Source organism: Sphingomonas sp. Root720 (assembly GCF_001428605.1).
Lineage (GTDB): Bacteria > Pseudomonadota > Alphaproteobacteria > Sphingomonadales > Sphingomonadaceae > Rhizorhabdus.
This window is the reverse complement of record NZ_LMID01000001.1, coordinates 100,139-110,618: the sequence shown is the minus strand read 5'-3', so window position 1 is coordinate 110,618 and position 10,480 is coordinate 100,139. Positions and strand designations below refer to the sequence as shown.

At 66.9% G+C, this 10,480-nt stretch carries 18 protein-coding genes; all 18 read right to left on the bottom strand.

What is annotated here, in order from left to right:
• Window positions 1–123: 123 nt before the first annotated feature.
• On the bottom strand, window positions 124–261 hold the full coding sequence (locus ASE22_RS26525) for a hypothetical protein (protein WP_156397426.1): 138 nt from the start codon (window positions 259–261) through the stop codon (window positions 124–126).
• A gap of 26 nt (window positions 262–287) precedes the next feature.
• Window positions 288–722, bottom strand: coding sequence for a gene transfer agent family protein (locus ASE22_RS00545; protein ID WP_056353519.1), 435 nt, complete (start codon window positions 720–722; stop codon window positions 288–290).
• A gap of 11 nt (window positions 723–733) precedes the next feature.
• Window positions 734–1,189 (bottom strand): phage tail tube protein, encoded by a 456-nt coding sequence (locus tag ASE22_RS00540; RefSeq protein ID WP_056353516.1) that lies wholly within the window; start codon window positions 1,187–1,189, stop codon window positions 734–736.
• Between the two features lie 67 nt (window positions 1,190–1,256).
• Window positions 1,257–1,688, bottom strand: a complete 432-nt coding sequence (gene gp17 / locus ASE22_RS00535) for a tail completion protein gp17 (RefSeq protein WP_082545745.1) — start codon at window positions 1,686–1,688, stop codon at window positions 1,257–1,259.
• Window positions 1,648–1,845: a hypothetical protein gene (locus tag ASE22_RS00530; RefSeq protein WP_056353511.1), complete on the bottom strand. Its 198-nt coding sequence runs from the start codon at window positions 1,843–1,845 to the stop codon at window positions 1,648–1,650. Before ASE22_RS00530 ends, gp17 begins: the two co-directional genes overlap by 41 nt.
• Before the next feature lie 159 nt (window positions 1,846–2,004).
• The gene (locus tag ASE22_RS00525; RefSeq protein WP_056353507.1) at window positions 2,005–2,421 is read right to left on the bottom strand and encodes an HK97-gp10 family putative phage morphogenesis protein; all 417 of its coding nucleotides are present in this window, start codon (window positions 2,419–2,421) and stop codon (window positions 2,005–2,007) included.
• Window positions 2,421–2,783, bottom strand: coding sequence for a hypothetical protein (locus ASE22_RS00520; protein WP_056353505.1), 363 nt, complete (start codon window positions 2,781–2,783; stop codon window positions 2,421–2,423). The genes ASE22_RS00525 and ASE22_RS00520 overlap by 1 nt, the downstream gene beginning before the upstream one ends.
• The gene (locus tag ASE22_RS00515) at window positions 2,780–3,223 is read right to left on the bottom strand and encodes a DUF4054 domain-containing protein (protein ID WP_056353503.1); all 444 of its coding nucleotides are present in this window, start codon (window positions 3,221–3,223) and stop codon (window positions 2,780–2,782) included. Before ASE22_RS00515 ends, ASE22_RS00520 begins: the two co-directional genes overlap by 4 nt.
• On the bottom strand, window positions 3,223–3,483 hold the full coding sequence (locus ASE22_RS00510; RefSeq protein ID WP_056353498.1) for a hypothetical protein: 261 nt from the start codon (window positions 3,481–3,483) through the stop codon (window positions 3,223–3,225). The genes ASE22_RS00515 and ASE22_RS00510 overlap by 1 nt, the downstream gene beginning before the upstream one ends.
• Window positions 3,484–3,554: 71 nt before the next feature.
• Complete coding sequence (locus ASE22_RS00505) at window positions 3,555–4,451, bottom strand: hypothetical protein (protein WP_056353496.1); 897 nt, start codon at window positions 4,449–4,451, stop codon at window positions 3,555–3,557.
• Window positions 4,448–5,179: a glycosyltransferase family 2 protein gene (locus ASE22_RS00500; protein WP_162248273.1), complete on the bottom strand. Its 732-nt coding sequence runs from the start codon at window positions 5,177–5,179 to the stop codon at window positions 4,448–4,450. Before ASE22_RS00500 ends, ASE22_RS00505 begins: the two co-directional genes overlap by 4 nt.
• Window positions 5,167–6,006, bottom strand: a complete 840-nt coding sequence (locus ASE22_RS00495; protein ID WP_056353491.1) for a phosphoribosyltransferase family protein — start codon at window positions 6,004–6,006, stop codon at window positions 5,167–5,169. Before ASE22_RS00495 ends, ASE22_RS00500 begins: the two co-directional genes overlap by 13 nt.
• On the bottom strand, window positions 6,003–6,542 hold the full coding sequence (locus ASE22_RS00490; protein WP_056353487.1) for a class I SAM-dependent methyltransferase: 540 nt from the start codon (window positions 6,540–6,542) through the stop codon (window positions 6,003–6,005). The genes ASE22_RS00495 and ASE22_RS00490 overlap by 4 nt, the downstream gene beginning before the upstream one ends.
• Window positions 6,539–6,892, bottom strand: a complete 354-nt coding sequence (locus ASE22_RS00485) for a hypothetical protein (RefSeq protein ID WP_056601365.1) — start codon at window positions 6,890–6,892, stop codon at window positions 6,539–6,541. Before ASE22_RS00485 ends, ASE22_RS00490 begins: the two co-directional genes overlap by 4 nt.
• A gap of 15 nt (window positions 6,893–6,907) precedes the next feature.
• On the bottom strand, window positions 6,908–7,960 hold the full coding sequence (locus ASE22_RS00480; protein ID WP_056353481.1) for a major capsid family protein: 1,053 nt from the start codon (window positions 7,958–7,960) through the stop codon (window positions 6,908–6,910).
• A gap of 15 nt (window positions 7,961–7,975) precedes the next feature.
• Entirely contained in the window at window positions 7,976–8,428 is a 453-nt protein-coding gene (locus tag ASE22_RS00475; protein ID WP_056353478.1) for a structural cement protein Gp24, read from the bottom strand.
• Window positions 8,429–8,440: 12 nt separating this feature from the next.
• The gene (locus ASE22_RS00470; protein ID WP_056353475.1) at window positions 8,441–9,592 is read right to left on the bottom strand and encodes a DUF2213 domain-containing protein; all 1,152 of its coding nucleotides are present in this window, start codon (window positions 9,590–9,592) and stop codon (window positions 8,441–8,443) included.
• 50 nt (window positions 9,593–9,642) lie between these two features.
• Window positions 9,643–10,479, bottom strand: coding sequence for a minor capsid protein (locus ASE22_RS00465; protein ID WP_056353472.1), 837 nt, complete (start codon window positions 10,477–10,479; stop codon window positions 9,643–9,645).
• Between the last annotated feature and the right edge of the window lies 1 nt (window position 10,480).

Below are 10,480 nucleotides of genomic sequence, written 5' to 3'. Positions count from 1 at the left end.
CGCTCTTTTGGATGTTGGACATGGCGCTGTCGAACTTGCGCTCGGCATTGGCGACGTTCGCGTTGTAGGCGCCGAGCTTCGCCTCGAGCTCGACGATGACGCGATCGGTTACGACGTCTACCATCAGTGCACCCTTGCGATGCCGGCGCGCTCCATGCGGGCGAACGCGGCGTTGACCTCATCGATGTCCGGCGGCGGGCCATCGTCGTCGGCGCTGGCGGCCAGTTCGTGGTGATGGATGAGCGCCAGATATTCGGGCATGGTGAGCCGCTCGGCGTCGGCCAGCGTCAGTCCGATGGTGACGCAGTTGTGGAGGACGAGGCCCCAGTCGATTCGCTGGAGCTCTCCTGATCCTCCTCCGTCACCGGGCTTTTTTTTTGACCCTCGACGGGCTCGTAGCCAACGTAGAGCGCCATGAGCACGGCCTTCGCGGTGATCGCGTGCGGTGCGAGCGGCTTGCCGTCGATATAGGTGTCGACGAGGAGGTTCGCCTTGAGGTCGCTGATCGAGACGTCGACCTTGTTGACCATCCCCCGGCCGCCGCCGATCAGGCCATGGCGGATCGTCTCTACGACGTCGAGCACCGACCATCCGCCGTTGATCAGCCGGTGCTTGACCAGGTCGATCGGGCCCGCCTTGGCTTCGAGCGCCACGATCTGCTTGATCGGCAGGGCGAAGACATATTCACCGTCGGCGAACGGGAGGGGGATGCTGATTTGCATGACGTGCCTGATCAGCTGCCGGAGATGAACTGCACCGCGTCGGCGCCCGAGATGGTGATCGAGATCTGGACGAACTGGCCATTCTCGCCGGTGACGTTGAAGTCGGTGATGATGCCCGGGCCCTGATAATAGCCGTCCACGATCTCGTCGGAGGCGGGTTCATCGAACACGAAGCGGAAATTGGTCGGGTTGCCGGCATCGAATGCGGCCTGCACGTCGGCGAGCAGGCTGCGCGCCAGGAGGCCCGATCCGGTCATCGACCAATCCTTCGCGCCCATGTCGCGGATGGTGATCGGCGAGGCGTCGGGATCGGCGCAGTCCCAGTCGGTCGTGTCGTTGGTGGCGCGGGTCTGCTGGAAACCCTTGGTCGTGATGCCGCACAGCGCGGAGAAGACCTCGGGATCGGCGCCGTCGCCCATCGCGAGATAGACGCGGGTGCTTTTCAGCTTCGACGTGGTATATGCCATTGCCCGGAAACCTCCTTCGATTTCGGGCACGCTATGGCGGCGACCTTGGGTGCTCTACGGACGCCAGCTAGAGCGCCAGCGCCTCGTAGCGCACGACGCCGTGGAAGGCGTCCGCCTCGGCCGGGTCGGGAATGACCTGGGACAGCCGGGCGTGGACGGCGAGATCCGTATCCCCGGTGAGCGCGACGGCATCCATCGCTTCGATGATCCGGACGACATGGCTGTTGATCGTGGCGCAGGTCGCCTCGGGATCGAGGATCGAGCCGCCGCCCTTGACGAAGCAGTGGATCAGGCCGGTCACTTCGCCGCCGGCCCCGCCATCGGCGCGGAAGGGCGAGGAGCTGGCGCCGTCGAGCCGCATGAACGGCCACGTCACCGGATCTGGCTCCTTGGCCGGGTAGATCCTGGCGCCGACGATCGCGACAAGCGGCGCGTCGCCCTTGAGCGCCGCGATCAGCTTACGGCGGACCGGCAGTATCGGGTCCAGCATCGTTGTCATGCAGCATCGCCCACGGACTGATCGCCAGCGCCGGCAGGATCATGACCAGCAGCGTCTCGGCGACGGCTTCCTCGAGGTGCTCGGGGACGTCGAACAGCAGCAGGTCGCTGATGCGGTCCGCCCATATCTCCAGTCCGTTCAGAATGTCCGCTCGCATCGGACACATCGCTATCATCGTCGGCGATCAATGTCGCCCGGCCTTTGGCTTTCGCCCCTTCCCAGACCTCGCGCTTGACCCGGCCGGACCAGCCAGCCTTGAACGCCGTCATGGCGCGGGATGGCCATCGGTGGTCGTAGTCGGCAGTGAAGCGGATCTTCATAGCGCACCTCCTCTGACGACGCGTTTCACAGCTTCGGCGACGAGGCGGCGCGCCTTCGGCCGGGTGCGCTGCGCGGCCGGCGCCATGAAGGGCCGGGCGGCCATCTTCGACGTGCCAGCCTCAAGGGCGACAGCATAGGGTGCGTCGGCCACGCTCAACGCCTTGAGCGGCCCTTCGCGCTCGGTGTGGACGCTTCGGTCCAGAACATGCGTGTCGGCGTTCGGGGGCTCCCCGGGGGCGCTTGGGACGTGATTCTTGCCTGATACCGCGCCGGTCGTGATCGAAATCGCAGCATCGACGGTGAGGATGTCGGCCGCGACATAGATCGCCTTGCCGACCTCGCGGACCATGGCGGGACTGCGCAACCGCTTGAGCCGGGCCGCGTGTGCCTTGGCGCCCACCACCCGGGCCATCAGGCTTTCCGCCCGCGCAGCACATAATGGCTTGCCGCCGCGTCCAGTTCGACGCTCTGGATCAGCCAGGTCGCGCCGCTGACGGTTATCCGCTGCTCGGTGGTGATGGTGCTCGCGAGGCCGGCGGTGAGCACGATGATCCGCATGTCGCCGTCGACGAACCCTTCCGATTGGCGCATCGCCCAGCTCGCGGCATCGATCTGGCATTTGATCGCGATCGGGTCGCCGCCGGCATAGCCGGTGATGTTGCCTTCCCCGTCGTATATGGGCCCGGCGCTGCTGCGAACGAGCTGCCCGTCGAGATAAAGCCCGCCCAGCGCCGCGCCGAAGATCGCCGCGATGCCTCCGCCGAGCAGGCTCACCTGATCGGACCTTCATAACCGTATGGCCAGGTCCCGCAGACCGGGACGCCGGTGCCGGTGACGCGCGGGCCGCCGAGGCAGCTCTTGAGCATCGGGTAGACCCGCTTGCCGTAGCTGGTCGCGCCATATTCGCCCATGGCCGCGTCGGCGCTCGAATCGTCGCGCTCTAGGTCGATCGACCCGGACTTGATCCGCTTGAAGCCGCTCGCCCCCTGCGCGGACGCCACCGCATCGGCGCCTGTGCCGATACCCTGCTGCGTCAGGTAATGGGCGGTCAGCAGCATGCAGGCGAGATCGGCGTCGTCGGCAAGGCACGCCTGAATAGGATCGACGATGCGCCCGGCGCGCGCCGACCAGAACGCATATTGATCGGTCGTCACCGCGGCGAAGGCGGGAAAGAGGCCCGTGAAGGTGGCCTTGTCGGGGACGGTATAGGCCATCAGACGATCAGATAGACCTTGGTCGCGGTCCCGATCGCGGTGATGCGACGCGGCACGAATGGCGGGCAGAACACACCCTTGACCGGAACGGCGGTCCGCGTGACCAGGGCTTTATTCTTGAACGTCACGGTGCCGTCCGCGTCGAGGAAGAAGCCGCGCGTCCCGCTGGGCAGGTCGGTGTCGGCCGGGGTCCATTCGATCACATCCGACCCGAAGGCGGTTATGTCGCTGGCGCGCTTGAGGGGGAAGCTCCTTGACATGGCATGATCCTGCTACCGGGGGTCGGCATGACCATTCCGCCCGGCGCCGCCCGGTCGCTACGGACGCCACGTCAGCCGCCGCAGACGGTCAGCCTGTCGAAGCCCAGCATCCGCGCGAAGGTCGCGACTTCGGCCTTGCTCTCGACGATCGCATCGACCGGGCCGTGCCATTTCTCGGCGGCGGCGGGATAGGCGATCACGCCGTCGAATCGGTCGCGCGCCATGGCCTCGCGCGCCTCGTCCCACACCGCGCGCTTTTGCCCCAGGACGAGACCGTGCCGGCCACCGGTCATGCGGTAATGCTCGCTGACCCAGGCATCGGCGAGTTCGTCCCACGGCTTCACATGACCAGGGTAGAAGCGGATCCGGCCCATCTCGCTATCGCTGGCGCGCGTGACGCCATCGGCGATCGACCATGTCGCCTCGCCAGGACCGAGCGCATAGCCGAGCCACGCCTGATCCGAGCCCACGAACAGGCGGCTCGCCTCCTCGGCTCCGGCCAGGCTGAAATCGTCATAGACGTGCGGCCGGGCGCCCGCGGTCATCAGCAGCATCGAACCGTTGTAGCGCCAGCGCGGTCCCTCCTGGGATGGGCCGCAGATCACGAGGTCCTCGGGCCTGTCGAGGATGGCATCGATGTTGCCAGCGATCACGACGTCGAGGTCCATGCACACGAAGCGCTCGCCGAAGATGCCGGCCGCGTCGCTGCGGAACATGGCGAGGCGGCGGTAGCAGTTCGGCCGCTGCCCGCGCCAACGCCGCGTCTGCAGCCCGACGAACTCGCCGGGCGGTGTGATGATGCGGATCGAGGGATCGATACCGTCGGGCATGTCGGTGACGCACGCGATCTCGATGTCGAGCGTACAATGCCGGCGCACCATCGCCGCCCATATATTGACATGCATGGCGGTAAAGCTGGTCCGGCTCTGCGGCTGCCGCCACAGCCAGGTCAGGATTGTCAGCTTCACAGCACGCGCTCCCACGGGAAGTCGAGGACGGTGATCGTGCCGGCTGCGCCCCGCGCCGCCTTCGCCGCGAGCACGGCCCGCTTCGCGCCCGGCATCCGGCCGTCCTTGCGCGGCAGGGTCGACGTCGATGCATCGGGCATCACGTCGCGCGAATAGCGGACCAGGGCGACATGCTTGAGGAAGCCGCGCCCGGCCGTGTCGAACAGGCGGCTCTTGAACAGGCCATCGGTGCCGTAAATGCCGCAGAAATCCTCGTCATAGCCGCCGACGCGCCAATAGAGGTCTCGCGTCATGACGAAGCTGTTCGGGTGAGGCTTGGGCTGCCCGTCTCGCCCCAGCGTCGGGGTTCCGGTGTCCGCATCGATCCGGTTGAGGAAATAGGCGGTGCCCGCCTCGAGCCGGTGCATGCGGCGGAACAGCGCGTGCGCGGCGTCGGCGGTGAGCACATGATCCATGTCGGTCAGCAGCAGCCATGGCTCTTTCGCGACATGCGCGCCGAGGTTGCGCGCGGCATGCTGATGCCAGGGCCGGTCCTCGGTGACGCGGTAGATCGACAGGGGCGGCAGGCCGGCCGGGCGGGCGACGTCGGCCGCGGGCTCGGGGGAGCCGTCGTCGACGATGACGATCTCGGTCTGCGCCTTCATCTCCGGACCCCATGCGGCCCATGTCGCATAGTGGAGCGCGAGCTGCCCGGGATTGCGGTAATAGGGCATGATCAGGCTAAGCATCGAATGGCCTCCTGGGTGTCGGTGCAGAAGACGGGGATGCCGGCCTCGCGCGCGATCGCGGCGCCCTGCTTCGCGCTGCTTTCGATGAACATCTCGACGCCGAGCCGGCGCGCCTGTTCCGCCTTCCACCCGCCGCGGTTGCCGGCCGCCATGCGTTCCGCCTTGGTGGCATAGGGCATCATCGTCAGGCTCTCGTACTGGACGCCGTGACGCCGCAGCCATGCCTCGGTCTGGGGCCGATAGCGTTCCAGGCGGCCGGTGACGATATGCCCGATCGCGCGCGTCGGCAGGAACAGCGGCTCGGCATTGGCGAGGAAGTCGAGATAGCGCGGCCCGTCGTCATTCTCGACCTTGAGATTGTCGCGGCACAGCACTCCGTCGAAGTCGAAGCCCCAGCGCGGCAGCCGGATATGCTTGGTCCAGTTCCAGGCGAAGACGCGCGGGCCTCCGACCTGTTCGAACCAGATATCGCACACCGTGGCCGGATCGACCTGATAGGGCCCGAAGATGGCGAGGCGGATGACCTTGGTTCCACGGGGAAGCAGCTGGACGGCACGAGCGAAGGCGCGGCCCTTGTTGCAGCTGTCGTCGACCAGCAGGACGCGATCGCCGCGCGCGACCGGTGCGCCGCTGCGCCCATGGACGATGCCGGCGGCATAGCCCGCAGGATCCGCGAGCGGCATTTGCAGGTGGGTGGCGATGATCGACGCCGGCAGCATGCCCGATCGAGGCAATCCCACGACGACGTCGAAGGCGGACCGGTCGATTCGGTGAAGGTTGCGGGCGATCGTAGCGGCCATGTCGCCGACGGTGCGGATATTGATCACGCGCGGCGGCCCCGGAGCCCCATGTTGATGCCGCGGTGCCTTTTCTCTCCCTTGGGCTCCTCGACCGATTCGATATCGACGATGCCGGCGGCGTCGAGGCAGCCGCGCAGATAGGCGGGGGTGAGGATGGCGCGGTGCATCCAGGATGATCCGGCCTCGCCGCGCTTGGCGTAGTTGAGCAGCCGGCCGGCGGCCCATTTGTACGGGTCGCCGAGGTGGAGGTCGCGCTTCCATTCGCCGGGATGGACCTCGATCTCGCCGAGCATGGCGCGCATCATGCGCTCGCCATCGACGGTATGGATTTCGAGGATGCCACCGGGGCGCAGGATCCGCGCCCATTCGACGATCGTCGCCTCGACCTCGAACCATTCGACATGTTCGATGCAGTGCGAGGAATAGACCTCGTCGAAGGTCGCGTCGGGGAAGGGGGGACGGCGGCAATCGCCGATATGGTCGGTGGAGGGCGTGCGGATCAGGTTGAGCGTCTCATAGCCGGGCAGACGCTGCCTACCCGGCCCGATCTCCAGTCGCCTCACGCATCACCCATCCGGCGCCTGAGTTCGGCAACATCCCAGGCCGGAAAGAAGTTCTTGCCCATCTTGGCCTTGTATTCGGCCCGGACCGCTTTCAGCTCGTCGGACGCGGAGGGCGACGTGGAGCCGCCCGGCTCGCCGTCCTTGTCATGATCGAGCTGCGGGAGGTCCTTCGGGGCCTCGGGGAGGTCGACGACATTCCCCTCGTCGTCGACCTCCATCACCCCGGCCGGGATGCTGGCGACCTTCGATCGCTGCGCCTGGGCGGTCTTTCCAGCGTCGACCAGAACATAGCTCCGGTCGATAAGCCGGATCATCCGAGCGCCAGGCGCATCGTTGCGATAGAAGGCCATGTCCGTCTCTCCGGCTTACGACGCGTCGGTCAGGTCGACCGCGGTCTTCGCCTTGGGGATGCGGATCTCGTAGCCGCCGATCGCCATGATCCCCGGAACTTCCCACGAGAACGGGCCTTTCTGCCACGCCGGGAAGAACTGGTGACCGCCGCCGGGCAGGTGGAAGCGGTGAACCTCCATCGTGTTGGCATAGGCGATGATGCGCTTGGAGCCGCCGGCACCGGCCGTCTCGAGGTGCCGCGTCCGCTTGAGCGTGACGGGGCCGAGGACCGAGTTGTCGGCGAGATAACGCAGCACCGAGACGCCGGTGTCGGTCACCCGCTTCGACGCCAGGATGTTCCAGATCGAGGTCGGCAGCGCGAGCGTGTCGGCCCGATAGGTCTCCAGCGTGTTGGTCTCGACCGAGGTCAGCGCGTCGTTGATGACCGCGACGTCATCGTCCGGGTCGGACGAGGCGGTGATCATCAGGCCGGTCGTGGTCGTCATCAGCGGGTCGTTGATGAAGCCGGTCGCGAACTTGAGGCCGTCGCCGGTCATGCCGGTCTTGTGGATGAAGCGCTCGGCCGTCTTGGTCGCCGCGTCCGCCTTGTCAGCGATCACGTTGATGCCGAGCTGCTGGCCTCGCTCCAGGTCGCCACGGTTCCACTTGTAGCCGATGCCGGCGATGTGGTTTTCCTGCAGGAACTGGGTCCGGCTGACATCCGCATAGGGCATGTCGTCCGCCGCCACGTCGAACCATTCCGGCTTGCCGGCGATGTCGCCCGAGTAGAACAGCGAACCCGCCGTCCAGACCGAGCCGGCGGTGTCGACCGGCATGAAGTCGGCATAGTCGGCGGTCGGGTACTTGACCATGTAGACGCCCTGCTCGACGCGCAGGAGCTGCGGGGCGAGGAAGGCCATGGTCTGCTGGGCATCGCCGAAATCGACGCCACGAACGGCGTCGAGCCAGGCCATGCCATGGTCGTTCGCCTCGAGATGCGCGACGGCGGCGACGACCGAGTCGAAGAACACGGCCACCGAGCCGTCTTCGAGGATAGCCATCTGGTCGCGGGTGATATGCTTGGTCATGGAAATGGCCCCCTGTTAGCGGCGGACGATGCGGACGAGGCCCGGCGCGCTGGCCAGGGTGTCCTCGAAGAACCAGCCCGTCGCGGCGGTGTTGCCGCCCGAGGAGCTGGTGACGGCGCCAGCGCTGGTGACATAGACCTGCGCACCATCGGTCGTGGTGGCGGCCGACGTCACCCAGATCTTGCCGCGTTCCTTGATCGGAACGTTGTCGCCCGGCGCGAAGGTGTCGGCGGCGCGGCCGGACGTGACCGGCAGGCCCTTGCGGGCGATCGCGAAGCCCATCAGCGCGGCCGAAACCGTCAGGGTCACGCCCTTGTCCGCCGTGCCCCGGTAGACCGGGCGGCCGAACGCGCAGGCGGTGTCGCCTTCGAGCGTGCGGGTGATGATGTTGCTCAGCTCGCCATCGGCTTCCATACCGGCATAGCCGTAGGGAATGTCCTCGCTGAAGCTGTTCTGAAGTACGGCCATGTCGGGATCTCCTTAGGCGCGGGGCTGGATGCGGTGGGCGTTCGCCTTGTCGGCGAGCCAGCGGCGGCGCTGCGAGTCGACCGCCTTGGCGCCGTTGGCGGGCTGCCGGATGCCGTCGCGGAACACCTCGCGCAGCGGGTCGGCCGGCGCGGCGTCCTTCGACAGGACCGCGAACGAGGCGGCGACCTGGTCGGCGGACCAATCCTTGGCAGCGTCGCCCATCTTGGCGTCGACGACCGCCTTCATGATCGCGTCGGCGTCGGCGTCCTCGGCGAACTGGACGCCGAGCGCCTTCGCCTTGTCGCAGACCAGCGCATAGGCCTTTGCAGCGTCGCGCAGTTGGGCGGCGGTCGGCTTCGCGTCCTTCGCCTGCTGCTCGAGCGTCTGGATCTGCGCGTCCTTGGTGGCGCCCTCGGTGGTGAGGGTGGCGACCTTGGTTTCGAGATCGGTGACCTTGACGTTCGCTGCGTCGCGCGCGGCCAAGATGGTGGTGATGGTCTTCTCCGCCGTATCGGCATTGGAGATGTCGACGGTGAGACCGTCGATGAGCATGGTCTTCACGAGCTTCTCCTTGGTAAGACCGTCGAGGAAATGGGAGGGCAGGGCGTCGCACAGCGCGAAACCATCCTTGATGGCGCAGTCGCCGCCGGCCCGGCCGTATTTGACCAGGGCGACATGGTTGCCGTCGGTGATGCGGGACTGGCGGGCCTGACAAGCGGTGCCGTCTGCGGCCTTGAAATCGCCGAACTCGATATCGGCCACATAGCCGTTCGAAAGCTCACGCTTCCCGGCGTTGACCTTGTCGATGGTCGACTGGTCCATCAGGAGCAGATCGAACGCGAGATATTCGCCATCCCGCATAGCGCCCATGATGGTACCGCGCGCGTGGTCGCGCCAATTGGACGACGTCACGCTCTCGTGGGGATGGTCGTCGGTAACCGGCTTGCCGATGAAGCTCTGAACCGCCGCTGTGTCGAAAACCGTCGCTTCATCGCGCAGGACATTGACCACCGCGGTATCGCGCAGACCGTGCTTGTTGTCGGGGTCCACTTCCCGGCCGGTGTACTGATAGACCCCAGTCCGGGCCGCCTTGGCGCGCACGGCAAGGAAGCCACCCTGGACTTTCTTCGGCGCATCGAGCGTGAGGCGATCGGTGAACAGCATGGGGGATGGATGCCCCGATGCTGGTTAGGCGCTCTACGGACGCCAGATTTTCAATCGATCTCATCCAGCAGCGGAATCCAAGCCTGCGCGCGGCACCCGCAGAACGGCGCCTGCCCAGGCGTATCCCCCGCCGGCTCCCCCAGCTTGAATAGCTTCCCGTCCCGCGCCTTGTGCACGGCTCGCGGGTGGGCCTTGTGGCTGTGCCGCCACCGATATTGGTCAAGGCCCGCCTCCGCCTGACGCTGCAGGTCGAGCGCGGCTGAGAGCTTGGCGTTCTGATCCCCGGCGATTCTCACGGCTCGAGCCCGGCCCATCCCGGTCGCCTCGCGGACCTCCTTCGCCACCTCGCGTGCGGGCGTCCGGTTCTGATACCCCCGAAACACCGCATCGGAGATCCGCGACTGCGCCTGGTCGGAGACGTTGCGGACGAGCGCGACATTGCGAGCGACGAAGGCCTCGACGGTCTCCCGCGTCTCGCCCGCGAGCAATACGGTGGAGAGATCGACGCCAGTCCCGGCCTCTATCGCGGCGGCCCATTTCTCGCGGTGGATCTGTTCGGCTCGCACAGCCCAGCGCCGCAGCGCGGGTGTGATCTCGACGATCAGGCGGGAGAGGAAGTCGCGGGCGGTGCTTTCGATCTCGCTGGCGGCCTGGTCTGGGCTGTCATGGATGGTGGCATCCATGGTTAGCGGGGCGCCATCCATGGCAAGCGGCGTCGGATCATAGGCCGCCATGATCGCCGCAGAGTGATCGCGCCACACCTGCCATGCCGGCGCGTAGACGGCCGCGAGGTCGGTCGCCATCGCTTGCGTCGGGACGATCGGGCGGAGGGTGACGGCGCGGCGCAGACCCTGCCCGCGGGCAATGAGGGGGAGATTGAAGGCCACC

Bases quoted from the DNA above. Each gene is read 5' to 3' on its own strand.
- ASE22_RS00475 (WP_056353478.1), bottom strand. From the start codon at position 8,428: ATGGCCGTACTTCAGAACAGCTTCAGCGAGGACATTCCCTACGGCTAT.
- ASE22_RS00470 (WP_056353475.1), bottom strand. From the start codon at position 9,592: ATGCTGTTCACCGATCGCCTCACGCTCGATGCGCCGAAGAAAGTCCAG.
- ASE22_RS00530 (WP_056353511.1), bottom strand. From the start codon at position 1,845: ATGCGAGCGGACATTCTGAACGGACTGGAGATATGGGCGGACCGCATC.
- ASE22_RS00500 (WP_162248273.1), bottom strand. From the start codon at position 5,179: ATGCTTAGCCTGATCATGCCCTATTACCGCAATCCCGGGCAGCTCGCG.
- ASE22_RS00545 (WP_056353519.1), bottom strand. From the start codon at position 722: ATGCAAATCAGCATCCCCCTCCCGTTCGCCGACGGTGAATATGTCTTC.
- ASE22_RS00510 (WP_056353498.1), bottom strand. From the start codon at position 3,483: ATGTCAAGGAGCTTCCCCCTCAAGCGCGCCAGCGACATAACCGCCTTC.
- gp17 (WP_082545745.1), bottom strand. From the start codon at position 1,688: ATGACAACGATGCTGGACCCGATACTGCCGGTCCGCCGTAAGCTGATC.
- ASE22_RS00540 (WP_056353516.1), bottom strand. From the start codon at position 1,189: ATGGCATATACCACGTCGAAGCTGAAAAGCACCCGCGTCTATCTCGCG.
- ASE22_RS00485 (WP_056601365.1), bottom strand. From the start codon at position 6,892: ATGGCCTTCTATCGCAACGATGCGCCTGGCGCTCGGATGATCCGGCTT.
- ASE22_RS00525 (WP_056353507.1), bottom strand. From the start codon at position 2,421: ATGGCCCGGGTGGTGGGCGCCAAGGCACACGCGGCCCGGCTCAAGCGG.
- ASE22_RS26525 (WP_156397426.1), bottom strand. From the start codon at position 261: ATGCCCGAATATCTGGCGCTCATCCATCACCACGAACTGGCCGCCAGC.
- ASE22_RS00515 (WP_056353503.1), bottom strand. From the start codon at position 3,223: ATGGCCTATACCGTCCCCGACAAGGCCACCTTCACGGGCCTCTTTCCC.
- ASE22_RS00480 (WP_056353481.1), bottom strand. From the start codon at position 7,960: ATGACCAAGCATATCACCCGCGACCAGATGGCTATCCTCGAAGACGGC.